General features: G+C 53.0%; 24 protein-coding genes. 7 read left to right on the top strand and 17 right to left on the bottom strand.

Going from position 1 to position 25965, the window contains the following annotated elements:
- The 5 genes from PSSD_RS19720 to PSSD_RS19740 form a co-directional block, all read right to left on the bottom strand.
- Positions 1 to 442 (bottom strand): PLP-dependent transferase (locus PSSD_RS19720; RefSeq protein ID WP_201023838.1); only part of this gene is annotated, 442 nt, incomplete at its 3' end.
- On the bottom strand, positions 429 to 1139 hold the full coding sequence (locus PSSD_RS19725; RefSeq protein WP_058973410.1) for a FadR/GntR family transcriptional regulator: 711 nt from the start codon (positions 1137 to 1139) through the stop codon (positions 429 to 431). The genes PSSD_RS19720 and PSSD_RS19725, both read right to left, overlap by 14 nt.
- A gap of 516 nt (positions 1140 to 1655) precedes the next feature.
- The gene (locus PSSD_RS19730; protein ID WP_058973411.1) at positions 1656 to 2012 is read right to left on the bottom strand and encodes a cupin domain-containing protein; all 357 of its coding nucleotides are present in this window, start codon (positions 2010 to 2012) and stop codon (positions 1656 to 1658) included.
- A 163-nt stretch (positions 2013 to 2175) separates the two neighbouring features.
- A complete protein-coding gene (locus PSSD_RS19735) occupies positions 2176 to 2943 on the bottom strand; it encodes an amino acid ABC transporter ATP-binding protein (RefSeq protein WP_058973412.1) in 768 nt (255 codons plus the stop codon).
- A gap of 1 nt (position 2944) precedes the next feature.
- On the bottom strand, positions 2945 to 3595 hold the full coding sequence (locus tag PSSD_RS19740; RefSeq protein WP_058973413.1) for an amino acid ABC transporter permease: 651 nt from the start codon (positions 3593 to 3595) through the stop codon (positions 2945 to 2947).
- A 290-nt stretch (positions 3596 to 3885) separates the two neighbouring features.
- Here PSSD_RS19740 and PSSD_RS19745 point away from each other — a divergent pair, with 290 nt between their 5' ends.
- The 3 genes from PSSD_RS19745 to PSSD_RS19755 are packed head-to-tail and all read left to right on the top strand — an operon-like array spanning position 3886 to position 6628.
- Positions 3886 to 4635: a substrate-binding periplasmic protein gene (locus PSSD_RS19745; RefSeq protein WP_058973414.1), complete on the top strand. Its 750-nt coding sequence runs from the start codon at positions 3886 to 3888 to the stop codon at positions 4633 to 4635.
- Positions 4636 to 4675: 40 nt separating this feature from the next.
- Positions 4676 to 5281 (top strand): cupin domain-containing protein, encoded by a 606-nt coding sequence (locus tag PSSD_RS19750; RefSeq protein WP_058973415.1) that lies wholly within the window; start codon positions 4676 to 4678, stop codon positions 5279 to 5281.
- An 18-nt stretch (positions 5282 to 5299) separates the two neighbouring features.
- Complete coding sequence (locus PSSD_RS19755; RefSeq protein WP_058973416.1) at positions 5300 to 6628, top strand: NAD(P)/FAD-dependent oxidoreductase; 1329 nt, start codon at positions 5300 to 5302, stop codon at positions 6626 to 6628.
- 707 nt (positions 6629 to 7335) lie between these two features.
- On the opposite strand, the gene PSSD_RS19765 is transcribed toward PSSD_RS19755, so the two are convergent.
- The gene (locus tag PSSD_RS19765; RefSeq protein WP_058973418.1) at positions 7336 to 8622 is read right to left on the bottom strand and encodes a methyl-accepting chemotaxis protein; all 1287 of its coding nucleotides are present in this window, start codon (positions 8620 to 8622) and stop codon (positions 7336 to 7338) included.
- A 20-nt stretch (positions 8623 to 8642) separates the two neighbouring features.
- Between PSSD_RS19765 and PSSD_RS28385 the strand changes: the two genes are divergently transcribed.
- A complete protein-coding gene (locus PSSD_RS28385) occupies positions 8643 to 8777 on the top strand; it encodes a hypothetical protein (protein ID WP_268810645.1) in 135 nt (44 codons plus the stop codon).
- Positions 8778 to 8870: 93 nt separating this feature from the next.
- Here PSSD_RS28385 and PSSD_RS19770 read toward each other — a convergent pair whose 3' ends face one another.
- Together PSSD_RS19770 and PSSD_RS19775 are read right to left on the bottom strand one after the other, a co-directional pair.
- The gene (locus tag PSSD_RS19770; RefSeq protein WP_058973419.1) at positions 8871 to 10184 is read right to left on the bottom strand and encodes an MFS transporter; all 1314 of its coding nucleotides are present in this window, start codon (positions 10182 to 10184) and stop codon (positions 8871 to 8873) included.
- Positions 10185 to 10455: 271 nt separating this feature from the next.
- On the bottom strand, positions 10456 to 11754 hold the full coding sequence (locus PSSD_RS19775; protein WP_058973420.1) for a serine hydrolase domain-containing protein: 1299 nt from the start codon (positions 11752 to 11754) through the stop codon (positions 10456 to 10458).
- A 112-nt stretch (positions 11755 to 11866) separates the two neighbouring features.
- Here PSSD_RS19775 and PSSD_RS19780 point away from each other — a divergent pair, with 112 nt between their 5' ends.
- The 3 genes from PSSD_RS19780 to PSSD_RS19790 all read left to right on the top strand — a co-directional run bounded on the left by PSSD_RS19780 (position 11867) and on the right by PSSD_RS19790 (position 17170).
- Positions 11867 to 12787, top strand: coding sequence for a LysR family transcriptional regulator (locus PSSD_RS19780; protein WP_058973421.1), 921 nt, complete (start codon positions 11867 to 11869; stop codon positions 12785 to 12787).
- A 245-nt stretch (positions 12788 to 13032) separates the two neighbouring features.
- A complete protein-coding gene (locus tag PSSD_RS19785) occupies positions 13033 to 14997 on the top strand; it encodes an autotransporter outer membrane beta-barrel domain-containing protein (protein WP_058973422.1) in 1965 nt (654 codons plus the stop codon).
- Positions 14998 to 15334: 337 nt separating this feature from the next.
- A complete protein-coding gene (locus PSSD_RS19790) occupies positions 15335 to 17170 on the top strand; it encodes a putative phage tail protein (RefSeq protein ID WP_058973423.1) in 1836 nt (611 codons plus the stop codon).
- A 46-nt stretch (positions 17171 to 17216) separates the two neighbouring features.
- On the opposite strand, the gene PSSD_RS19795 is transcribed toward PSSD_RS19790, so the two are convergent.
- The 9 genes from PSSD_RS19795 to PSSD_RS19835 all read right to left on the bottom strand — a co-directional run.
- Entirely contained in the window at positions 17217 to 18488 is a 1272-nt protein-coding gene (locus tag PSSD_RS19795; RefSeq protein ID WP_082672336.1) for a TonB-dependent receptor, read from the bottom strand.
- A 106-nt stretch (positions 18489 to 18594) separates the two neighbouring features.
- Positions 18595 to 19983, bottom strand: coding sequence for an FAD-binding oxidoreductase (locus PSSD_RS19800; RefSeq protein ID WP_058973425.1), 1389 nt, complete (start codon positions 19981 to 19983; stop codon positions 18595 to 18597).
- A 60-nt stretch (positions 19984 to 20043) separates the two neighbouring features.
- Positions 20044 to 20841, bottom strand: coding sequence for an ABC transporter permease (locus PSSD_RS19805; protein ID WP_058973426.1), 798 nt, complete (start codon positions 20839 to 20841; stop codon positions 20044 to 20046).
- Positions 20841 to 21674, bottom strand: a complete 834-nt coding sequence (locus PSSD_RS19810; RefSeq protein WP_039332876.1) for an ABC transporter ATP-binding protein — start codon at positions 21672 to 21674, stop codon at positions 20841 to 20843. The genes PSSD_RS19805 and PSSD_RS19810 overlap by 1 nt, the downstream gene beginning before the upstream one ends.
- Positions 21671 to 22624 (bottom strand): ABC transporter substrate-binding protein, encoded by a 954-nt coding sequence (locus PSSD_RS19815; RefSeq protein WP_058973427.1) that lies wholly within the window; start codon positions 22622 to 22624, stop codon positions 21671 to 21673. Before PSSD_RS19815 ends, PSSD_RS19810 begins: the two co-directional genes overlap by 4 nt.
- A gap of 30 nt (positions 22625 to 22654) precedes the next feature.
- Positions 22655 to 23533 (bottom strand): creatininase family protein, encoded by an 879-nt coding sequence (locus PSSD_RS19820; protein ID WP_058973428.1) that lies wholly within the window; start codon positions 23531 to 23533, stop codon positions 22655 to 22657.
- Between the two features lie 14 nt (positions 23534 to 23547).
- Positions 23548 to 24003 carry a RidA family protein gene (locus tag PSSD_RS19825; RefSeq protein ID WP_039332882.1) on the bottom strand — a complete coding sequence of 152 codons (456 nt, stop codon included), beginning with the start codon at positions 24001 to 24003 and terminating at the stop codon, positions 23548 to 23550.
- Positions 23993 to 25189, bottom strand: a complete 1197-nt coding sequence (locus PSSD_RS19830; RefSeq protein WP_058973429.1) for an amidohydrolase family protein — start codon at positions 25187 to 25189, stop codon at positions 23993 to 23995. Before PSSD_RS19830 ends, PSSD_RS19825 begins: the two co-directional genes overlap by 11 nt.
- Positions 25186 to 25965: PDR/VanB family oxidoreductase (locus tag PSSD_RS19835; protein ID WP_058973430.1), on the bottom strand; the 780-nt coding region annotated here is incomplete at its 5' end. The genes PSSD_RS19835 and PSSD_RS19830, both read right to left, overlap by 4 nt.

The raw sequence follows: 25965 nt of genomic DNA on the forward strand, positions 1-25965 counted from the left end.
GGCTGGCTCCTGGTAGCGCAGCGCGTATTGCCGCTTCGTCATCACCGTCGACAAATTCTGTGGTGATACCAAACCGCTGGCAGAAGCCGCGCAGGAAGCGATAGGTGTCAGGGTAGACGTGATTGACGCATACCACTTTTGCGCCGGGTTGCAGCACGCTGAGGATGGCATTACTGATGGCCGCCATGCCGCTGCCAAAGGCCAGGCACGCTTCTCCGCCTTCTAATGCGGCCACTTTGTCCTGCAATGCTTTGACGGTGGGGTTGTCCACGCGAGAGTAGAGCGGCTGGTCACTCTCTCCACGGAAGCGGGCAATCATGCTGTCGTAGTCACTAAAAGTGAACAGCGATGACTGGTAGATCGGCGGTGTGACCGCACCTTTTTCATGACGTGTATCGTGGGTTAATAGCGTTTGTTGCGAGACAGGCTTATCGCTTTGCATTGATTACATCCTTCATGTCGCGTTCAGTGATATCGAGAATTTGGTGGCAAATGGCGCGCGCAGAGACGTCATCACGCTGGTTGATGGCATTGAATAGTTCACGGTGTAGGGGGAAGGAGTCGGCGAATAGCGCCTGCTCCGGCGGTGATTCGAAAAACGCATGCATGCTGTCATAGACGCCGTTGAGCATTTGCAGCAGGAGAGGGTTGCCTGCCGCGCGGTAGATGCTGGTATGAAAGGCCCAGTCCTGGATGCCTGCCGACCCGATGGCCAGATGCACGCGTTCCATTTCGTCCAGACGCCGTTCGATCTCTTTGAGGTCTTCAGCCGTGGCACGTTGTGCTGCCAGTACGCAGGATTCGGATTCGATGATGCGCCGGACTTCCAGCGCGTGCAGCATGTTGACGGAGTCATTTTTGAATCGCAGCGACAGGAAGCTGTCATTGATGCCGACCTCCGCCTGTAAAAAGGTGCCGCTGCCTTTTTTGCGCAGGATGATGCCTAGCGCTTCCCAGCGTTTGAGCGCCTCACGCACGGTGTTACGGCTTACCCCTAGCTTTTCAGCCAGCACGCGTTCTGGTGGCAAGCGGTTGCCTGGTTGTGCGCCAGATTGCGCCATATAGCGAGTGAGCGCATCGAGGATCAGCGAGTCGCTGCGTGGCGTGGTAATCGGTTGAAGCTCAATCGGTGAATGCATGCCGCCTGCCTTAATTGGTCCAACATCTCTACCAATCTCATAGCAAGCGGTGTGCCATTTATTTTTGTTGTTGAATTAAAGGGTTTTTTTGATGGGTGATAAGTAGGCGATCTGAGTTTTGCTGGTGCAGTGGAGGGGGATTTGCACTGTGGTGGGACAGGGACGGGGTCTCTGAATTTTAAGGGGCTCATTATCAATGGCGGGTAGGCAGTACAGCGGGTACGCAGTCTGGGGCCGCACAGGGGCCGGCGGTCCTCGCGCCGCTACGCGGTGCCTTCACTGCACTCGTCTGCCTTACGGACCGGTGCCGATGGAACATCCATGTTCCAGCGCCACCTTTCGCCCGCGTCCTGCTGGCTCTCCTGGCATACTCTCTCCGTTCAGCGCTGCGGAATGCCTGCCCCTGTGCGGCCCCAGCCTGCTCTTCAGCCTTGGTGCGCATTGTTAGAAACAAACAGGGTTCGCTGGTTGTTCATTAGGTTTGGTGCGTGTTGTCAAAAACACGCAGGGTTAGGCTTAGCTGGCGTCAAAAATGACATACAGCTTACGCATGGTGCTCTCAATAACCCATGTTCCCTCGGTGTTGGCTTCGAAGAAGAATGAATCACCGGGTTTAAAATTGAGCGTGGCCTCACCATCTGGCGTAAATGAGCCGTTGCCGTTGAGAAAATGCATGATTTCGGCCTGTTTTACCGAGCGACGATAGGAGCCGACCGCACATTCGAAGATACCGGTATCGATATCTTCTTTGCCCGGAATCACTTTTTGAATGCCAGACAGAGGAATAGTCCCGCTGCCCGGTAAGCCTTCAACTGTGCCCCAGGGTTCCATTTCTTTAATTGCGGCGGCTTGTTCAATTTTCTGCACTTTCATTACGCTATGTTCCCTGACATTAAGTGAAGAGGATGACCTCAAAGGATGTGACTGCGTAATTCAGAATAAAGAATGGGATTGAGACAGAAATGCATTTATCGCCACGTGGATAACACTTTTGCATCGTTATCCACGTGGCTTAAGCAGAAACTTTCGTCGCAGATTACGACGCGGTTTGGCAGCAAGCGCAGGGCTGTGCGGTGGTATTGCCGAGCACGCGGCGCAGGAAATCTTGCGTGCGTGCTTCCTGTGGTCGCAACAGGACGTTTTCGGCTGCACCTTGCTCAACAATCTGTCCGCTGTGCAGGAAACAGACGCGATCGGCCACTTCACGGGCGAATTGCATTTCATGAGTGACGACAATCATTGTCATCCCTTCGCGCGCCAGATTGCGCATCACTTGCAGCACTTCGCCGACCAGCTCAGGGTCGAGGGCTGAAGTGGGCTCATCAAACAGGATGGCTTTGGGTTGCAGTGCCAGCGTCCGGGCAATCGCCACGCGCTGCTGTTGGCCGCCAGAGAGTTGGGTGGGCCAGGCGTTAATTTTTTCGGCCAGTCCGACCATTGCCAGCAAGTCTTTGGCGCGTTGCTCGGCAACGTTGCGTGACTCGCCGTTAACGTGAATCGGCCCTTCCATCACGTTCTCTAATACGCTGCGGTGCGGGAACAGATTGAACCGTTGAAACACCATGCCGATCTGACGGCGTAGATCATTGATGCTTTTGTGTTTGTTATTCACGCGCTGGCCCAGCACGTTGATCTCGCCACCTTCATAAGTCTCAAGGCCGTTAATGCAGCGCAAAATGGTGGATTTTCCGGAGCCTGAAGGCCCAATCAAACAGACCACCTCACCTTCACTGACGGTAAAACTCACGCCTTTGAGGACTTCGATATGACCAAATTTTTTGTGTACATCGCGTATCTCGATCATCTCAAGCTCCTTTAATCTGGCGCTTTTCCAGCTTTTTAGTCAGCGCCAGCAACGGCATGCACAGCACTAAGTAGAGAAGCGCGACCAGCGTATACACCGTGGTGTTATCGAATGTAGAGGCGGCAATCAGTTGGCCCTGGCGGGTCATTTCGGTGACCGCAATCGTCGAGGCCAGCGCAGAATCTTTCAGCATCATCACCAGGGTGTTGCTGAAGGGGGGCAAGGCAACATGAAATGCCTGCGGCAACACCACGCGGCGCATCGCTTTGCCGAAACCCATTCCCATTGAGCGAGCGGCTTCAAGTTGGCCACGATCCACCGATTCAATGCCTGAACGGAAAATCTCAGCAATATAGGTCGCAAAACAGAAGGCAATGCCAATCACACTGGCCTGAAAAGAGGTGAGGGTGATACCAATATCGGGAAAAACAAAATAGATATAAAACAGCACCACGATCATCGGTAGACCGCGAGTGATATTAATAATGATGGCAACGGGCCAGGAGATTATTTTCCACGGACACATTTTTGCTGCAGCAAAAAGTAAGCCCAAAGGAGTACTGATAATCAGCGACAAAAGGGTGATGTAAATCGTCATTTCAGCCCCTTTCAATAAAAAGGGCAGATAAACGTGGATACTGTTCCAGTCCATCATCTTCTCCTGCGTGGTTGCATCACCGGGCAAAATGGGGTGGTGATTTCATTATAATGAATATCGTTGTTAGCGGATTGCTGTCAATGAATACCCTCATTCGAGAGATAGCGTTTACTTATTATGTCCATATGAACAAGCTATAGATTTGAAATTCAGCGAAATCAAAGGCTTTATCAATAATCTGTGAGGTAAAGCCTTTTCATCAAATAAAACGTTGACAGCATGATGCATATTTTCATTATAGTGAAAAAGAACGCCATCCCTTTCATTGCATACAGGAGTGAGATATGTCGGCTAATCGTACCCGGTTAATGATTCTCAGCCTTGCGGCTGTATTCTGTGCTCATGCCAGTGCGGCAGCATTGACGGCGGGGTCGCCCCCTTCCAGTGCCCCAACCACGTTTCTGAATACGCAGACCGGTAAAATTGAGGGCTTTATGCCGGATGTGGCGGCAGAAGTGGCGAAGCGTGAGCATCTGGATATCAACTATACGGCGATACCGTTTTCAACCCTGATTCAATCGGTGATTGCCGGGAAAATCGACATGATTGTGGCCGGAATGACGCCAACTGAAGAGCGGGCGAAACGCATCACTTTCTCTCAACCAGTGACGGCCTTTGGCGCCGGGTTGGTGGTGCGTGATGACAATAAAAAAGCTTATCACTCCTGGCAGGATGTGAAGGGTGAAGTGGTGGGGACGATGGCAGGAACCGACTACACCCAAAGCCTGATGGCCAGTGGTATCGCTAAAGAGGTGAAGGTGTATGACAGCCCAGCCGATATGACACGGGATCTCTCGCTGGGTCGTATTGCCGCCGGAATGAATGACTATCCGATCCTCAAGGCGCAGGAGAAAGCGGGCGGGTTGAAAGGCATGCATGTGGTGGACGGATATGTGCCGGAGCATGTCTCCCCGATGGCCTTTGGTGTAAAAAAAGGCAACGATGCCTTAATGGCGCAGATTAATAGCGCGCTGACCAGCATGAAAGATGACGGCACGTTGCAGACCATTAAAACCAAATGGGGTATGCCGTAATCTGTTCCGCAAGACAAAAGCGCGTGATGGGTGACAGGGAATGAAAAAAGAACGAATCAGCGATGAAGTAGCCGGAGCGCAGGAAGCGGATATTGGATCGCGCCTGAAACGCATCCGTAAGGCGCGCAATATGACCATTACAGAACTGGCGCTGCTCGCTAATGTCTCCTCGGGTGCGATTAGCCAGATTGAACGCAATCTGACCAATCCAACTGTGCGCGTTCTTGAGCAATTACGGCTGGTACTGAAGGTGCCCCTGACGGCTTTTCTTGAAGAGAGCGAGTCGACACTGCGCGGCGCTGAGCACTATGTTCGTCGCGCCGTGGAGCGCCCGCACTTTAATGTGGGCAAGCGCGGGATATCGAAAGAGATGCTCTCTCCGTCAGGCGATCATGATTTGCAGTTTATGTTCATCAACATACCGTCGGGTGTTCGTTCCGATGAGATGCTGATGGGAAAGGGGGAGAAAGCGGGTCTGGTGATGGAAGGCGAGTTGACGCTGGAGATTGACGGGGATACCGCACTCCTCACGCCGGGTGACAGCTTTCAATTCCAAAGCCACTTGCCTCACAACATTTTTAACCATACCGCCAACGACGCCAGAGTGTTGTGGATTATGCACATCCCCTCTGAACACCATTTATAAATGGCAGGATTAAACAGCATGCGTATCAAGGTTAATGCAGTAGCCGACAGTGAAAGGTTCCCCACCGCCGTGGATGTCATCGTCATTGGCGGCGGTATCATTGGCACCTCCGTCAGCTATGAACTGGCAAAGCAGGGTGTTTCGGTCGCCCTGTTTGAGAAGGGCGTGATCGGCGGAGAACAGTCCGGGCGAAACTGGGGCTGGGTACGTCAGCAAAACCGCGATCTGTATGAATTGCCGATGGCAATACGCAGCCTGCAGCGCTGGGATGCGTTAAGCAGTGAAATCGGTCTTGATTTGGGTTTCAGCCGCCAGGGCATTACTTACGGCACCTTGAGTGAAAGCGATTTGGCGCGCTGGGAAGCATGGGGCAAACAGGCGCAACAAATAGGTTTCGTCAGTCATTTGATGACGGCAAAAGAAGCGCGGGATCGCATTGGTGATAATGCCGCCTGGGTCGGCGGCGTGTGGTCGCCCAGCGATGGCAAAGCGGAACCTTCCATGGCCGCGCCAGCGATTGCCACCGGGGCAAAAAATTTGGGGGCTTCGGTACATCAAAATTGCGCGGTACGGGGTTTGGATATCAGCGGCGGGCGCGTAACGGGCGTCTGGACCGAGCATGGCTTAGTCAAAGCGAATCGGGTGATTTGCTGCGGCGGGGCCTGGAGTTCACGCTTCTGCAAGCAGTACGGCATTGAGATGCCCAGCGCCAATATTCTCGGGACGGCGTTTAAAACCACTGCTGCGCCGGAGGTGATCAAGGGGTGCCTGAGCACCGGCAGTTTATGCATTCGCCGCCGCCAGGACGGCAGCTACACCGTCGCGCTGTCCGGACGTGGACAGATCGATCTGGCACCACAAAACATTCGCTATGCCACCAAGTTCTATCCAATGTATCGCAGTAAAATCGCCAAAAAACTCAAGGTGCGGATAAACGGTTCCTTCTTTAATGGCCCAGAAGCGGCGGGTTCCTGGTCTAACCAGGGTATTTCACCGTTCGAGAAGATTCGCGTGCTGGATCCGGCGCCGGACAACGGCATTTTACAGGAAGCGATGCAGACCCTGGTTCAGCTCTATCCCGAATTGAACGGCATCAAAATCGATCATGCCTGGGGTGGCTGGATCGATACCACACCCGATTTAGTACCGGTTATCGATGAGATGGAGAATGTGCCGGGGCTGTTTATTGCGTCAGGATTCAGCGGTCACGGTTTCGGTATTGGCCCCGGTGCCGGTCTGCTGTGTGCGCAGATGGTAAACAACCAACCGCTGTTCACTGATGCCACACCGTACAGTCTGTCACGCTTTGCCAAAGGCAACGCGATTCGCGAACCGCAGATGATGTGAGATGTAATAAAGCATCGCGGTTCGCATTTAACTCAGTTTTACCCGCAATTTATGCACTGTAGGGGCGGTCTTTAGGCCTAATGATTGTCAGGTAGGCGACTGACGATTACGCCGTCTGGAGTCGCACCGGGGCTGGCGGTCCTCGCGCCGCTACGCGGTACCTTCACTTCACTCATCTGCCTTAACGGAGCGGTGCCGATGGAACATCCATGTTCCAGCGCCACCTTTCGCCCGCGTCCTGCGGGCTCTCCTGGCATACTCGCTCAGCTCAGCGCTGCGGAATGCCAGCCCCGGTGCGGCCCCAGCCAGCTCATTGGCTTCAGTGCGGGTTGTCAAAAAGGGCACGTTGTCTGAGGCCATGACGCCTCTGCTGCCCCCTCAGGGTTATCCGCAGCGCTGAGACTTTTACGTTGGGCCAGTAGCCCCACGCGGGGAGGCGTGGGGCAGTTCGCGGCCGACCATGGATGGTCATCCGCGAACGGTCCGTCCGGCACGACGTGAAAGTCGAAGGTACCGCTTTAGCGGCGCGAGGACGGCCCAGAGGGGGCAGTAGTGGCGGCAGAGCCCGCTCAGAAAAGACAGGCCACTTTATCAATAAGCAGCCTGAGTTCTTTGCTGACAAGCATTGGCCTTAAGGCCGCACAAACTCGCAGCGGGTACGCCAAAGCTCGCCCCTACGTTCAACGGTTGGCCTATACACTTTATTGCTAAACATCCAAACGATGAATCACGTTCACAAATTCATGTACGCCGCTGTTGATCTCGCGCAGGCTGCGTGACAGCACGCTGATTTTGTCCTGCTCGGTGACCACGAACTGCTTCACTTCCTCCAGCTGTTGATCCATTTGCTGAATCAATCGGGCATTGTGCTCCACGACTTGGGTAATTTTCTTTGTGGCGCTGGAGGTCGATGCCGCCAGACGACGGACTTCATCAGCCACCACGCTAAAACCACGTCCTGCTTCACCCGCGCGTGCGGCTTCAATGGCGGCATTCAGCGCCAGAATATTGGTTTGCGAAGCAATCAAGTTAATGGTCTCAACCACTTCATTGATGCTTTTGGCTGATTCATTAAGCTGAATACCAATTTCTGTCGCGGCATTGACCTGCACGGCTACCAACCCGGAGTTGCGGATGGTCTCTTCCAGCACCTCGTTAGCGTTATCAGTGATTTGGGATGTTTGTCCGGAAGTCGTGAGCGCAATATCGGCTACGCGTTTGGCTGCTTCAACACGCGCAGTAATATCGGAGGCGATTTTAATGACTTTATATACTTTGCCATCGGCATCCAGTACCGGGTTATAACTCGCCTCTAACCAAATACGTTCACCGCCCGCTGTTTTGCGTTCAAAGCGTCCAACAAAGTGCTGTCCTTTGCCGATTTTGCGCCAGAAATCAGGGTTTTCACGGTAAAAATTATCAAAACAGAACAGGCGATGATGCTGACCAACTATCGACTTCAGCTCATAACCCATATGCGTCAGAAAGTTGGCGTTAGCCGTGAGGATATGCCCGTCGGGGGTAAATTCAATCACCGCCATTGAGCGGTCAAGCGCGGTTATCACCGCTTCCTTTTGTTCCAGTTCCTGATGACGCGAGGTGATGTCGGAGGCAACTTTAATCACCTTGTACACTTTGCCCTTGTCATCACTGACCGGGAAATAGGTGGCGCTTAAGTAGAAGCGCTGCCGCTGTTTATTGTAGCGTTCAAAAATGCCGGTTACTGACTCGCCGGATGCCAGCGTTTGCCAGAAAGCGTAATAGTCCGAGGATTGGGCATAAGCGGGACTACAGAAAATACGGTGATGCTGCCCCTGAATTTCATGCAGTGTGTAGCCGGTGACGTCAAGAAATTGCTGATTGGCGCTGAGAATTTCGCCAGCAGGCGAAAACTCAATCCATGCCACATGCTGCTTTATCGCATTGATATCCTTGATGAAATCGCCACTTTTATAAAATGGCAGAGAAAGGCTGGATTTCTTCACCCCAAACATGTGTGACCTCAGGCGAGATTATGTCGTTGAACATAATGCGTGCAGCCTACGCCGCGCCGCTGAATTTCCCTAAGCCGAACACTTCATCTGACGACGGTGTTTCTCTGCGCGAACGCAGGCAGGGGTTATTGAGTTATGTTTGCCTGATGTTGTGATAAGCGAACCGACACAGGGTTCGCTTTGGTAAAATCTACTTAATTATCGGCACGTATTCTAGAAGATTTAATTGAAATACATTAAAAAGGCGATCACTTGCCTGACCCAAGATAAGCCAGATTTTTCAACCGATCTTTAGGTGGACGCGAGGCAATAATGCCAAGAATTCCTCCCAAAATCAGTGCCAGTGCGACAATCAGTAAACCGGAATGGTAACTATGGCTCATATCTTTGAGTTTTCCCAACACTGGGGGCAAGCCTAACCCAACAAAATTGGCCACCGTATTGATGAAAGCGATTGATGCCGCGGCGGCCACCCCTGCCAGCTTCTCTGTGGTCACTGCCCAAAAGATCGGCGTCAGGGCAAAATTGAAGCCGACAGTGAGTACCAACAGCACATAGGAGAGCCATAAATTTGAAGAATAGATGGCCGCTGTAAGCGCCAGTCCCGAGAAGATAAGTGGCAGCCCCAAATGCCAGCTGCGCTCTAGCGTTTTGTCTGAATGACGGCCGTTAAAATACATGAAGAGACAAGCCATGATAAAAGGCACGGCGGAGAGTAAACCGATAACGAAATTACTCTGATCTACTGCCATGCTTTTAATAATCAGTGGCATAAAAAGGGTGATGCCAATCGAACCAAACGCCTGCAGGAACCACACCAGGCTAAGCAACAGTACGGTTCTGTCTTTTAATGCATTAAGCCATGAATGGTTTTTACCGATCTCAACGCCATCATTATCTTGTTCAAGACGCTGACGTAACCATGACTTTTGAGTTGAATTCAACCATGGCGCGTGTTCTGGCGAATCGGGGAGGCGAAACAGTACGACACATCCAAGAATGATCGCCGGAATACCTTCCAGCGCAAAGAGCCAACGCCAACCGGCAATATCTGCTAATCCATGCATATTTAGAATCGCGCCCGATATCGGCAGACCAATGATAGAGGCAGCTACCGACCCCATATAAAAAAATGACATGGCACGTGCTCGATTGCTTTTGGGAAACCAGCACGAAATATAATAGATAATGCCGGGTGCAAATCCTGCCTCCGCCATGCCGAGTAAAAATCGCATAACATACAGTTGGTTAGCGCTATTAACAAACGCCATGCCAACACCGACAATTCCCCAAGTGATCATGATTCGCGCAATCCATCGACGTGCGCCCACTTTGGTCATAATCACATTACTGGGGATCTCAAAAAGTATGTAAGAAATATAAAACATCCCAACACCCAGCCCATACATGCTGGTTGAAAGTCCTAAGTCCGCGTTCATTTGTAGGGCAGCAATAGAGATATTGGTTTTATCGAGATTGGCAACGAAATAGCAAATAACGATAAATGGAATAATCTTGCTATTCAGTTGTTTCAGCGTGGAGCTGTACAGATCACTGCTCATATTATCAACCTCAATATTGACTTCAATTTTTTTGGCAGCAGAAAACCTACCCGCAAAGCAGGGAGGAATTCAGGGAATGTTATTATTATTTTAATCGTGTCATTTAATACTGGTGTGGGACTGTGCAATATCAAGTGAAAAGAATATAACGAAGATCATTGTAGTACTAAAAATATCGATTGTACTACAATGTGGATCACAAAACGGACGTCAGGATTTTGAGTTAGGCCGTGATTAAAGACCCGCGCCGCAGGACGCGGGTAAAACGTACTTAACGCAATTGCTGCGCTATCGCGCTGTACATCAAGGCGGCTTCCAGAGGTTGCGCGCTAAATGAAGGCTCCGCTTGTGGCCAGGTTGACCACTGAACGATCACCAGATTCTCGGCGCGATTGACCATGATGACCTGACCATAGATACCCAATGCCCAGAGTGAGTTTTTTAAACCCTGTGCCGGGGTTGGATCGACATCCTGAGCATTCGCAGGTATCGCATTGTTCCACCACTGATAGCCGTAAATGCCTTCAGGATGGGCGGCACTGACAGAGTGTTGTGCCTGCGTCCAGTGAGCTGCATCCCTGACCCAGTGTTCAGGTAGGATCTGCTTGCCATTTGGCAGGCGACCATCGCGCAGGATAAATTCCCCGAAACGCCCCCAGTCATCCAGCGTGGCATTGAAACCATGCGCGCCCACATCGTGTTTTCCTTGCTGGTAAGCATGCCACACGCCATCGCTGGCCATGCCGTTAGGTTGCCACAACGCCTGTTGGAGCCAGGCTGCCAGTGACATGCCCGTGGCGCGCTCCAGTACGTCACCCAGTAACCATGCGCCGCCAGACGAATAAGACCACTGTTCACCTGCTGGATGTGCACGCTTTAAATGCGTGACGATATCGCGAACGCACGCGTAGGTCCCGCTATGGGCTTCGCACTGGGTGAGTTGTGCAAAGTCAGATTTTGGGTTGGTATAATCTTCGTTCCACGCCACGCCAGATGTGTGTTGTATCAACTGCTTAAGGGTCACGCCATCCCATGCCGTCCCCTTTAGTTCGGGTTCGTATTGAGTAACCTTATCATCCAGCGAATGAATTTTTCCCTGTTTGATGGCAATCCCCACCAGGGTGGAGACCACAGATTTGCCCACTGAGCGTGACGTCCACAATGTAGAATCTGTGTTCCCTGCGGCAAAATATTTGTAAGCCACTTTGCCATTCTTTAGCACCAGCATCCCGGCAACGTTCTGACGCGTGAGGTAATCAGCAAGATGATAGCGATTACCTTTGACCTGATAACTGGCGTCAATGAGTTTTTTAGGGGCTGGTGCGAGAGGGGTTGAAGCCCCGTGATGAAAGACATCACCAGCGTAATTGCGATAGTCATTGCGGAAGCCCACGACGCGATCTGTTTGATTCCAGTTAAGCATCTCGCGGGGGGAAGGCAGTTGATGATCAAAAGGAGTCGGGCAGACGCTTAATACCACGCCACCGCAGTCGGCAGCGGCCGTGGCATAGCTGCAAGCAGCCAGGGAAACAGAGAGCAATAGGGGGTTGAACACGTTGCGTGGTTTCATAAAAATGCCTTAATAATGGAGTTGTTGGTGCGGCGAGTATAGAAATCTGCGGGCTCAGGTTAAAATCACCGCATGGGGGAATTTCCCCCCTAAAAACAGTGACGGATTGCTCATGAATGCGCTGAATTACTCTTTTTCACAGATTGAAGCCTTCGCTGCAGTCGCGGAGTTCGGCACGGTATCGCGTGCCGCTGAAAAGTTGGGGAAAGACCGAACCACAGTGCGGGATTTGCTTGATTATCTTGAAGATGCGCTGGGTTATACATTGTTCGTGCGTGAAGGACGCAAATTGTCACTGACGCCAAAGGGCGAACAACTGCATCGCCAGGCGCATCTGTTAGTGCGTCAGGCCCATGCCTTCGAAGCATTCGCTCGTACCTTGCCTGAACCACGTACTCAGCAAATCACACTGGTATACGATCCCTTTGTTCCTCGGGCATTTCTACATGCACTGATTAGCGAAAGCCGTGCAGCACAGGTACGGTTGAGTCTTTGGTGTGCCTCGCGGGCTGAAGCGGAGGAGGCGCTCAAATCGGGTAAGGCCGATTTGGCGATTTGTCAGGCAGTGAATCGTACGCTGGGCAACCAGCTGGAGTGGCGGGCTCTAGGATCTATTGCATTGAACTTCTACGCAGCAAAAAGCTTGTTTGCCGATCACACTGAACCTTTAACCCTGCTCAATTTGGCGCTTGAGCCGCAACTGGTGATGCACGCGCATGCTGATGAGCAAATTACCCAGCGCCTGCAAATTTCGGGACTGTCACTGTTCATTAACGAACGCAGTATGCTGCAGAACATGATGGAGCAGGGGGAAGGTTGGGGTTTTTTACCCACACATTTTCAGGCGCACACATGGCAACAGGTTCAGGAGCTGAACACCGAGGTCGGCCATCAAGGACTGAATATCACGCTGGTATCACTCTGGGCTCCGGGCGCCACGAAACACGCTTTACTTCGTCATACACTCGTTAATCTTCAACAGGTTTGGGACCGCGCCGTAAACAACGAGGATATGTTACCTAAGTCAAATTAAGCGTATTTGGCTGCGATTTTTGTCTCCTGCCACTGGTTTTACCTCTTCCTTATAACTACACCTTAAACGTCCTTGTTTGCTGCATGCCATCAATTTGAGTGGGGTTCCCGACTCTGAAGGCATGCCTCTTTATTCTAATTTTGCATCGTTGATGCGACCTTGCGGGCGTGCGTTGCTGCGGAACAATGCGCACGGCCACTCTTAAGCGATCAGGGGTTAGCTTCTGATCCATCATGGAGTTGATGATGAAAAACCGTAGATACGCGTTATCGGCTGCCGCTGTGGCCGTGGCACTGATTGCCAGCCCCGCGTCACATGCCTGGGATAGTCTAACCGTCTTTGGCGACAGCCTGAGTGATAGTGGCAACATCGGCCGCTTCACCGCCGATGGGTCACAACATCCCCTGTATGATGAAATCCTCGCGGCACATTTGGGTGAAAATCTGCAGGCGTCGAAGCTGGGCGGCAGTAACTATGCACAAGGTGGCGCGGTCGCGGTGCCTGAACTTGACCCTCAACTCAACACCCAGGATCAACTCGCCGCCTATCTGCAATCCACCGGCGGGCGAGCGGACAGTAATGGTTTGTATATTCACTGGGTCGGTGCCAATGACATTGCAGCTGCTGTAACCAATCCGCTGACCGCAACTGAAACCATCAGCAACAGTGCCGTGTCGGCAGCCGCGCAGGTGGAAACCTTGCTGAATGCGGGTGCGGGGGCGGTAATTGTGCCAAACGTCCCGCAACTGGGCTTGACGCCCTATATGGTTCAGTTGGTGTTAAGCACCTTGGGGAACGCTGCCACCGTGGCAGCTTTTCAGTCACTGGACAGTGCGGCGACCCCGGATGCAGCAGCACGTGAACAGGCGGTCAAAGATGCGTTTAACGTGGCGGCGGGCCAAGTCTCTACGATTCCAGCAGTGCGTGACGCGTTGGCGCAGCAGTTGTATAGCGCGTGGCAGGCGCTGAGTACCCAGGTAACGGCGTTATCCGACGGCTATAACCAGCAGGAAGAGGCGCAACTGGCCGCGTTGAAAGGCAATATTGTGCGCGTCGATATTGCCGGATTGTTCAATGAGGTCATTGCCAATCCCGTTCAGTACGGTTTGAGTAATACTATCGGTATCGAATGTCCGGTGGGCACTTCAGCGGATGCGTGTCAGTCATCCGATGCCGGTTTCAGCACTGCGCAAAATTATCTGTTTGCCGACCGACTGCATCCCAGCCCGGCAGTGCATGCGATGCTGGCCGACTATATCCAGTCGATTCTTGACGCCCCGGCACAGGTTGCGGCGCTGTCGCAGTCTACGTTGATGATGGCGCGTGATATGCACAATACACTGGATGGTCATCTGCAACAGCAACGTCGCAATCCCGCCAGCAGCGGACAGTTCACCGTATTCGGCGGCTACGCCGGGCAACATGTTGATTATCAAGGTGATAGCTGGCGAGACGGAGATGCAAACACCACTAATCTGACATTAGGGATTGGCTATCAGCTGACCGATAACTGGCAAACCGGCCTGCTGTTTTCCAACAGCAATCAACGGATGAATCCGTCGTCTAAATACGATTACAAGCTGCGCGGTAATCTGGTCGCGCTTTATAGTCAGTTAACGGTATTCGATCAGGGTTGGGTCAATGCCGATTTGCACTATGCCGATCTCGATTTTGACAGCATTGAGCGCAAGATCACCATTGGCCCAGCCACGCGCGAGGAGCAGGGCAACAGCAGTGGTAAACTGCTGGGGATGCGGGTGCAAACCGGTTGGGATCTGCCATTAGGCACGTATATCACCACCGGACCGGTTGCCAGCTATGCACTGGATTATGGTCGTGTGGGCGGTTACAGCGAAAAGGGCAACAGCAGTACTTCTATGCGATTCTCCGACCAAACGCTGCACTCACAGATTGGTGCGGTTGGCTGGCGTATCGATAGCCAGCAGTGGGTAGTGAATCCCTGGGCGCAGGTGACCTACAACCACCAGTTTGGTGATACCGAATCCACTGTGCGTGCCGGACTGAAATCCACCCAGACATCATTCTCGCGTGCGATAGCAGAAGGGGATAAAAACTGGCTGGATCTGGCGGTGGGGGCCAATGTGCCGTTGGGCGACACGGTTAACGCATTCGCAGGCGTTTCCACCGTTGCCAGTAACAATGATTATCACCAGGTCACCTGGAACCTCGGGGTAAACGCCACGTTCTGACAGTCAGTGCCAGCCATCAGATTGCGGGTGCGCGATTCGCTTTATCGCCGCTTATTGATGAGTGAATGAATCAATAAGCGGCTCAAGACTTCTCATGCTAATAGCCCGGCGCAAAGATGATTATCGAGCCGCCATTAGCCATAATTTCACTGCGATTTATCTGTAAAATATCAAACTGCCGCTGCGCTTTTATTGTGCAATCATTGTCTTGTCCCGCCACCATTCCCATGCTGATTTTTTCTCCTCCAGTTAACCTGGTACACATCAACACATTAACTATCAGCTACTTATACTCCATGGGTGCAGTTATTTTCTCTTAACATTTAAGGGGTACACCATGGCTTCGACATCGCAAAATACCATTGCAGCGACAACCGCACCGGTTATTCAAGTCAGCGACATCGCCACATTAAAAACTACCGAGCCTTCCACCGGAGGGGAGTTGGCTACCGTGCTGGAATATACCAAAGGCACCAAAATGGGCGGTGGGGTGTTCGTTTATGACGCCAAAGATACCACTAGCGTGGATGACGGTGGCTTAGTGATTATTGGCCCCAACAATAAACGCTGGAAGCGCGTCATCCTCGACTACAACTCGGTCACGGTAGTGGATTTTGGGGCTGTCGCGGATGGTAAAACCGATTGTGTGGATGCCGTAAAACGCATGTTTACCTGGTCGCAGCGGGTGCTGCCATCAGCAGGCATACGCTTTACTGCCGGGGTGTTTAGCATGTCTACCTTTGATATCTCCGCAACCGAGGTTAACCGTTTTAAAGTCGCAGGTGCATTGGTTAACTTTGGTTATTTCCCTACCACCACGCTGGTGTTCAATTGGAACACCACGCCGCGAGGATTGCACTTCTTCAAGGTGAAAGCGCGTTACGCAGAGATTTCGGGTTTTGTGGTTAAAGGCATGAGTTCTAACAGTGGTGGTGATGGTGGCACTGCCTTCAACCAAGTGGGCTTTTACGCCAATATCATCACCGGCGGTCAGTTTTTGCGCGTGAGCAGTATGGAGTTTCGCTATCTGGGCGGGCGTGCACTGGATCTGATTGATACGCTGGATTGTAAAATCGATCAGTTTTATTCACGAGGTTGCCAGGACAGCATTGTATACGCACGTTGGTCCGATCAGGTACAGGGTGCATGGGATCATTGCACAGCGATAGAACTCTCCAACTTTAATTTACAGGGCGGCACCAGCAAACCCGTGCTCGATTTACCGCGCTGTACACAATCGTTTATTAACAATGGCTGGATAGAGCACTCAGATTATGCAGGGGATCTCACTAATGGCCAGTGGGTGATTGAAGGACTAGCCATCGAATCGACTGCCAATCCACTCAAATTAGGTTATTGCCGAGCGTTAATCATCCAGAAAAGTATTCATAACCAAAGCGCCGGTTTTGACTATAGCACCGAAGGCATTGAGCCTTGGACGCTGATTTCTGAGGGCGACCGAGGGGTAATGGAAATATCAGATTGGGGGGCGGTTATTCAAGGTTCCCTCAATTACGATTACATCACCTCGCAACACCATATGGATAACCGAACGGATAAAGCTAAGTGGTTTTATATCGGGGATTTTAATTTTTCTGACGAAGGTACACAAATTCATGTGTGTGTTGTGGGAACTTCGCAAATTTTATCACAAAGTGAAACTCAGACTGATTACAGTTACCGCTCTCCTGAAGGCTGTGCGAACATCTATCTTCAATGTCGTAACAATGCGAACACTATCGGTAGCTGGTATGGTGAGGGTTCTTGCCCCGTTGCCAAGGTGCATATTGAAGGTGGAGCCACTCATACTAAACTGTATGTGAAACTGAATCCTTACACCGGTTTTGCCACGGCGCAAGTGGAGACCAACGGCAAGGATCGATACCAGTCAGGCCTGTGTTTTATTTTTCGTAAAGGTTTTACTGTGTGTTCTGATGCGGATGGTCAAAAATTTGATGCCGCCCCGGTCGTGGCTTTTGAACAACACTGGATCGGCAATGCTCAGGTAGGTTTTGGTTATAACGATAATAAACAGCTACTGCTGCGTGGACCAGTATTTGAAAAATCCGTTGAGTATGAACCAGGAAAATGGCGTACGCGACGCTTTGTCAAAATATGGATAAATGGTAAGGAGCAATCAATAGAATATTTAAGCGCTACCGATCCATTTTAAAAAAAGAGCCAGCAAAGGGTATCTGCTGGCTCCGTTGTCCGCAGATTTAAAAATCGTACTGCAAACTCAAACGGTTCTGCCAGAAGTGAGAGTCATACAACGGTGATGTCTGCACCCCAGCGAAATCGGTCAGGCTCAGGCCTTTCAACACACCGCTGAACGCCCAGGTAAAGTACACCAGGTATTCCGACTGATTAATGCTCGCCGACTGTGCCGAGGGTTTCAGATCCATAAACGAATATTGCGTACCCAACGACAGGTTTTCATTCAGCACGTAATTGAGGTTGGTCATATAGGCATTGCCGCTGCCCAAATCTTGCGTGCTGGTGAAGAACGGCTGCGCGAAATAGGGGCCGGATGAACTGTTGTGCGCATACGGCACCACCAGTGAACCATTGCCCCAGCTGTTAGGGCTGGCGGCGATGTGATCATAGCCAAGCTTCCAGCTCAGAGCGGGTGTGAAGGTCAGTGCCAGTTGCGCACCGTAGGAGGTGCTGTTTACCTCTCCGGCCAGCGCCTTGCCTAAGCTGGTGCCGCGAATAAACTGCACTGCCACATCCGGCTGGAACAGTGTGTCCTGCCACTGCAAATGGCTTTCGCCGTAGACGACGCGGGAATAGTCAGCGTATTCCTGATACCACAGTTGTCCAGTGAGCTTTTTATTATCCCACTGTGTGCCGCGTCCGCCGCCTATCGCCCACATGCCGTTGGTGCGTTCATCGATATCGGTATACGCCGTGGTATCCAGGAACTGGTCATCGCCCCAAGGCTTATAACGCCACACTTTGGTTGCATGTAGATAATTGGTGCTGTCGCCGTAATTGGCATCGACGCCACGGAACAGAATGGGCGTAATACGCCAGTCGTAGTCACCGACAAAAGGAATATTGATACGTTGATCGCCCGCAGTGATTTTGAAATCATCTTGCTGCCAGCTTAAATAGGCCTCACCAACATTGGTTTGATTGTCACCAATATCACTGATGGTATGCGCTTCATCAGGATGATCAATGCCGCGTAAAAAGATGGCGCTGACGCCCGCACGGAATCCATATACCGGCGCGGTTTCATATTTCACGCTGCCACCATAGCTGGCGGTATCCTGGTTAAAACCTTTTGAGAAATAGGCGTTGTGCGTGGAGTAATACAGCGTACGTAAACTGCCGCTCACGGTGCCGCAGGTGAAAATATCGGTGAAGCTATTCACGCCACTGGCATCGTACTGGCAGTTGCTAATATTGCTCTGTGTCGCTGCCAGTACCGCAGGCGCGAAGGGGAAAAACAGCGCAATCAAACCCACACTTTTTAGTGCTCTCATTGCATGATCCCTAAATAGATAGACCTGTCTGAATAAAGCAAAGCGCGGCCATCTGTGTGAGATAATCACCCAGTGGTCGGCCTTGCCGTAAATAACAAATAGAAAACTAATTGACGCCCGAAATATGCACTTCCGGTAACGTTTCACGCACTTCCCAGCCGCGCAATTTGCCAGGGTTTAATAAATTGTGTGGATCGCAGGCGCGTTTCATCGCCACCACATCGGCACGCACCATCCCTTGCTTACCATCTTCAATATGGATGACGTGGGGGTTATTGATTTTGACGCCATGGCTACGGTAAATATCCATAATGGCATTTAACCGCTCTTCAGTGCTGTAACGCACCAATGGCAGGCCACTACAGGTGAGGGTACCGTTCATATCACGTAAGAACTCTATATGTGACATCACCTCATCGGAGAGTTGTGACTCCATATCCATCACCTGCTGGTGGTAATTATCTGCGGCATAGGCGGTTTGCAGATAAGTCAGAGTTTTGTCGATCTTAAGTGCCTGCAGGGTGGTGTGGTTCCAGCAATATTCAATTAATGAATGACCGCTATTTTCCCCTTCAGCGTAGCGCAGCGCACTGCGCCCTGCGTGATGCGTTAACAGGCTTGGCAGGAGTGCATCGCTTTCGCGACCGACCACCGATATCACCCCATGTTGACCGGCTACCTGAGCGTCGGCTAAATCACTGAAGTAATCCAGTACCGGTGCGGCAAATACCGCGATTTGGCGTTTTATCAATCCTGGCGAACGGGCGAGGGCATCGGCGAACGCCATCGCGGAGGCGAAATTGCTAAAGGTATCCAGGCGTTCAATCCAGTCGTGACGCGGGGCCAGCGCCAGCTCAATTTCCAGCACGATGCCGTTACTGCCATAAGCATGATGCAGCAGCAACGCATCCGGTGCTTGCAACGTGATGATGCGCGGCGTCTCTTCCATGGTCATCATCCGCACGGATAACACGTTACCGGGTGCAGCCAGCGGGCCGTAATTAATCGACCCCACGCCGCCAAAACCACCACCAAACAGGCCACCCAACGTGGCGAGTTTCCAGGTGGATGGCATGCAGCGCAGTTCCCAGCCATACGGCCGGGTGTGTGCTTCGAGATCGCCCAGTCGAATGCCAGCTTGCGCACGCACTGTCCCGGTACCCATCGCAGTGACGGCATTTAAACGCGTCATATCAACCATCACCCCGCCATCCAGTGGAATCAGCTGACCGTAATTTCCCGTACCGCCGCCGCGCAGGTTAAGCGGGATGCGTGCTTTCGCGCAGGCAGCCACCACGGCGCTGAGTTCATTTTCGTCACGCGGACGCACTGCCAACTCGGCAAACTTCTCTTCAAGTTGCGGTTTCAGCACCGGGCTGAACCAGTGAAAATCACGCGACAGGCGTTTGACCTTTGGCGCCTCTTTGATCCAGTCGAGTTCAGGCAACGCCGCGACCAGCGCCGCCAGTGCAGACTGGCGATCGATATTAGACATGTTGAGTTCCTATCACTATTGGGCGTGTGGGGCGGCCTTCATGCCGCCCGCTGGGATGAATTAACTCGGGCTCAGTTCGCTCTCATGCCATGCCGCCAGCACGCGGCGTGTTAGCCATGACATCAAGGCAAACAGCAGGAAACCCGCCAGGGAGATCAGCAGCAGCGCTGCAAACATCAGCGGAATATTCAGCTGATAGCCCGCTTGTAAAATCTGGTAGGCCAGGCCGGTATCGGTGCCACCGGTTCCCGCCACGAATTCTGCGACCACCGCACCAATCAGCGACAAGCCGCTGGAGATGCGCAGCGCGCCAAAGAAATAGGGCAAAGCGGAGGGGACGCGCAGACGTAACAGAATTTGCAGGCGTGATGCATGGTTTAATTTGAAGTAACTCAGTAAACCTGGCGAAACACTCCGTAGACCCTGTGTAGTGTTGGAGATGATCGGGAATACCGCCATCAGCGTGGCACACACCACCAGCGACATCGTGGTGTCTTTCACCCAGATAATAATCAGCGGTGCGATGGCCACAATCGGCGTGACTTGCAGAAACACAATATAGGGAAATAATGCGGTCTCAATAAAACGGTTTTGTACCAGCAAAAACGCAATGATGGAGCCGATGATGATCGCCAGCACAAACGAGATCACGGTGATTTTCAAGGTGTAGAGCAACGACATAAATAACGCAGGGAAGTTCTGTACCAGGCTTTGCGCGACGACGACCGGTGAAGGAACCAGGAACGCAGGGACCTTAAACGCGGTAACGAGGAACTGCCACAGCAGCAGCATCGCTACGGCGACAATGGCCGGAAATAACCACTGCTGGAATTTGAGACTGGCGGCGAGCGGTTTCATTATTTGCTCTCCTGGCTGGCAGCGAATAAGCCGCGCTGCAACTGTTGTGCATACTGGGTGAACGGTTGACTGACGCGGAATTCGTCATCTCGCGGCATACTGGTTTCAATGCGGATATCGTCCACTACCCGCCCGGGACGCGCCGCCATCATGATCACCCGTTGTGACAGAAACACGGCTTCCTGTATCGAGTGCGTCACGAACACCACCGTGAGTTTTTGCTCCTGCCACAAATCGAGCAGATCGCTGTCCAGTTTGTTGCGGGTAATCTCATCCAGCGCGCCAAAAGGCTCATCCATGAGCAGCACTTTGGGGCGCGTCACCAAACCACGGGCAATTGAGACACGCATCTGCATGCCACCTGAGAGTTCACGCGGTAATACGTGACCAAACTGGCCGAGGCCAACCAGTTCCAGAATTTCACTCACCCGCGTATCGGCTTCGGCACGAGGCACGCCAGCCAAATCCAACGGCAATCTGACGTTTTTGTGCACGTTGTTCCACGGCATCAGCGTGGCTTCCTGAAACACGAAGGAGAGCGGCAGATCGCGCTGATTCTCACGACGATCGCGACGGAACAGCATCAATTTGCCATCGGTCGGCTCAATCAATCCGGCAATCATTTTCAGCAGAGTACTTTTGCCGCACCCTGACGGTCCCAGCAGGGAAACAAACTCGCCCTGTCGGATGGTGAGATCCACAGGCAGCAATGCCCGTGTGCCATTGGGATAAATTTTCTCTGCTGATAACACCTCAATCGCTGGTGGTGCCGCAGGCAGCGGCACCGGTTGTCCATCGTGGTTCATCAGCGTGAGTTTGCTGGCGGTGTTCATGGCATGACCTTGACGTCTTTAATGAACTGCAGCGTATAACTGCCTTCAAACGGCACTTTGGCGGGATCGATCAGTTTGTTATCCACCAGCAGTTGCCAGGTCTGTTTCAGGCGCGGCTCGGTGATAATCCCGATACCCGCCGTTTGCGCATCACCGCCGGTCAGCATCTGGTATTTCTTCATCTGAGCGATACCAAAAGCAATCTGCTCATCGCTCATCTGCGGGTTCTCTTTCTTGATCAGAACGTTACCGGCGCTTGGGTCCTGCAGATAGTTTTTCCAGCCCTGCATTGAGGCTTTAACAAAGGCGGCGACCGCTTGCGGACGCTTTTCGATGGTCGATTTCATGCAAACGATGCTGTTGCCATAAGGCGGGTAGCCCCAGTCGCTGATTGGATACACGTTGGCTTGTGCATTGGCTTTTTGCACCGCAAAGGGCTCAGAGGTGATGTAGCCCTGCTGTACCAGCGTTTTGTCTGCGAGGAACGGCTGGATACTGAAGGTGTAGGGACGGACGCGCGCGTTTTTCAGGTTCAATGCACTCTGCGCCCACGGCCAGTAGGAGGTGTAGGCTTCCGCCGCCAGCAGGAAGGTTTTACCCTGCAAGTCGGCTTTGTCCTTCACGTCAGGATGGGTGAGAAACGCAATCGCTGAATGCTGGAAAGTGGTGGCAACGGGCACGGCTTCGACACCTTGCTGCCAGGATTCCAGCGCCTGCATGTTGTCGCTGATGATACAGTCCGCTTGGCCGGCTGCCATCAACTGCATGGTATGCACCTGTGGGCCCCCCATTTTGATGGTGACGTCCAGCCCTGCATCTTTATACAGATTTTGCGCCAACGCCTGGTAGAAGCCACCATGCTCTGCCTGGGCATACCAGTTCGTCATGAAGGTGAAGGGCTCAGCCGCCATACTCTGGGCCGACAGTGCCAGCGAAAGTGCGGCAACCATGCTCAATTTTTATTCATTGTTAATCCCCGTTTAGCGCGGTTGTAATAGTGATGCTGCGTCGTTGTGGTCTAACACTTTGCCCTGCCAGTGGCCGGTGCCCCATGCGGGTTCAGCGCGGGTTACCCAGCTCATTTGATGCACTTCTGTGATGACCTGCGCCCAGCTTTCTGCCAGCGAATCGAGGATCGCCGCGCCCTGTTCCGGCGTAGAGGGCAGTGGATCACCAATTATGCCGCTCGGGCCAAAATCATAGGAGGCCCATGCCGCCATCGGTTTGTTGGTGGAGAGCGTTGGGCAAGGGAATTCCGGGGGATAGTTCGCCACCGCTTTGCTCATCTGCACGGTATCCGGAGCCAAGGCCATCATCAGCGCGGTTTCAGCATGACCGGCATGCATCGCCATTTGACGCTCTTTGTCGTCCATAAAGCTTTCAGCGCAGTTCGGCACTTTGAAGGTGTCCTGCATGATGATGATCATGTCACCGTGGCGCAGACGCAATTCACGCGCGGCCATCTGCAACGGCTGCGGTTGCCCGCCGTGACCGTTCACCATCAGGAATTTACGGAATCCGGCGCGGTACAGCGATTCGCCAATTTCCAGAATGGTGTGCAGCAAGGTTTCACCGGTCAGCGTCAGCGTGCCGGGAAAGTGCAAGTGCTCATCGGATTTGCCATAGGTGATGGGCGGAATGGCGTACGCCGGGATCTCTGCCGGTAAGCGTGCCAAGGCATGACCGACTACACCGGAGGCGATCACGCTGTCTACTGCACACGGCAGATGCGGACCGTGCTGCTCAATCGCGCCTGTCGGCAGTACGATCACCGTGTTGGCTTTATCGTCCAGCGTGGCAATGTCCGTCCAGCTCAGATACGGCAAAAAGCGGTTTGCCGGAATATAACCATGCAACATACTGTTTCCTCGTGTTATTGCGGCAACCACGCCGTGGCTTCAACTTCGATTAACACATCCGGACTCGGCAGCATTTCACTGACCTGAACCACGGTGGAGACCGGCGGTTCGTCGGGGAAGAACTGCTTACGCACCCGGCTGTAATGGGGGAAATGGTCCAGATTGCGGAAGTACTGCACCAGTTTGAACACATCACTCATCTGCCCGCCTGCGCTTTCAATGGTGGTGCGGATGCTCTCCAGCACATACCAGCTCTGCGCCAGAATCGGGCCTTCTTTAATGTCCGTGGAAAATTCACCGGTGCGCCCTAACAACAGCTGCGCGGCTTCCGGGATATCGCCGTAACCGCGCACGATGGTGGCGGTTTGCGGGTTCACCGGGATGATGCCGGAGAGAAAAATAAAGTCGCCGACGCGTCGCCACGCCGCATATTTCGCCAGCGGTTTGCCCGCTCCTGCATCAAGCGTCATTTGTATCGTCTCCATAACGCACGCCCTGTTTAAGCCGATAGCGCTGGCGTTGGCGCAGCGGCCAGCTTGCAGTATCGGCATGCGGAAAGATCACTAAATCGTTGTGATAAAAAGCGTCGGCCTGGCAGATAAGCTGCGAGGCCTCATCAAAAGCAGCGTCCAACTGGAGGCTGATAAGACCGCTAAACAGGGTGTCGAGCGGGTCGTAGCTGCCGAATGGGCAGAAGGCGTCCTGGACGTTATCAGCGCCAAGTAGCAGCGGAATACCGCGCGCTTGCGCCTCTTTCACCAGCGTTAATCCGCGCTGGCGTGGTGTGCGGCCCGGCACTGCATCCTGCAACAGCAAATTGGTCAGCGGCAGGGCGATCAGCGTGACGCGCTGCTGTGCCAGCAGATCGAGGATCTGGAGCGCATCCTCCTGTTGTGATAATGCGCAGCTGTGGCTACAGGTGATGCGCCCACTGAAAGTGTGGTGTTGCAGATAGTTCGCCAGCCAGCGCATGCCTTGCGCATCCGCATTAAGTTCTTCGTCAATGTGCAGATCGATATCCAGTTGCCACTGTTCTGCCGCCTGCATCAGATGGGTAAAGGCTTGAGCATCCCAGTTGCTGGTATGAATAAACCCACCGAGTAGCGCACCCGGACCACTCACCGCCACCTGAGCCGCGATATGTTGGGCATCCTCCGCATGAGCGAAGAAGCTCAACGGTGCCAGCGCCACGCGTTCGATGCGACACAGCGGATGGTACAAATCAGCGATCACCTGCCACGCCAGCGGCGCATCCGTTGTGAACCAGTCAACATGGGTGCGCAGCAAGCCAACGCCACTTTCTGCCGCCCACTGCAAAGCCTGGCTGGCTCGTTGATGAAGATCTTCCTGGTTCCAGTGCACCCGGTCCTGATGCATAGCGGCAATCGCCGCCAGCAGCCCCGGCTGTTGGGCGGGACTGCGCTGGATGGTGAAAGTTTTATCCAGATGCGCATGCGGTTCGATAAGTGCGGGCAGCACTAACGCGCCCTTGAGCGGCAGATAATCCGCATGAGGTTGTATATCTGGCTCGAATTGCAGCCCGTCAGCATGAAAATGGAGGGTCGCCAGTTGCGGCTGGTTGCCGCTCATTGGCCAGTTGTCTGGCAATAACCAACGAGGTAAGCGCGCCCCGGTAGCGCCTGGATAGCGATTCATAGATCGAGCACCAAAAGGGGGGAGTGCGCACGTGAGCAGCACAGCACGATGCAATCATTGGCGGCGCGCTCTTTCTGGCTCAACACTTCATCACGGTGATCGAGTGCGCCAGAGACCACACCCGTTATGCACGCACCGCACATTCCTTGTTCACATGACAGCTCAATCTCGATGCCCGCGGCTTCCAGCACCTCAGCGATGCTCTGTGTTTTGCCGACAGTGAAGCGTGCGCCCGAAGAGGCGATTTCGACCTCAAAGCTGTCACCCGTGGTGGTCTGAGTGCTCTCGGATTTAAAACGCTCACTGTGCAATTGCTCTGGCTGCCAACCGTATTGCAGCGCCAGCTGCTGAAGGTGATCCATGAAACCTGCCGGGCCACAGGCCACCAGTGCGCTGTGTTCAGGTCTCTTCAGGTCATGCGGGATTTGGTGCCGTAAACTGTCGCTTTCACTGCTGTAATGGATGATCACGTGATCGCCAAGCTGTGCCAACCGATCATTAAAGGCCAGCTCATCATGACGCTTGAGGTAGATATGCAACTGGAAATTCGCTTGCTTAAGGGCGAGCGCCTCCGCCATCACCAGCAGGGGCGTGAGGCCGATGCCGGCGGCGAACAACAGGGTACGAGGCGCATCCGGTAGCGGAAAATGATTACGTGGCGCGGAAATCGTCAGCTTCTCCCCGACGTTAAGTGCCTGATGCAGCCAGCGCGATCCTCCCGTTGAGGCCTGATCCAGACGCACGCAGATTTGGTAGTTTCTGCTTCGGCTGTTGAA

It is taken from the genome of Type-D symbiont of Plautia stali, from assembly GCF_001485335.1.
Classification (GTDB): domain Bacteria; phylum Pseudomonadota; class Gammaproteobacteria; order Enterobacterales; family Enterobacteriaceae; genus Pantoea; species Pantoea vagans_C.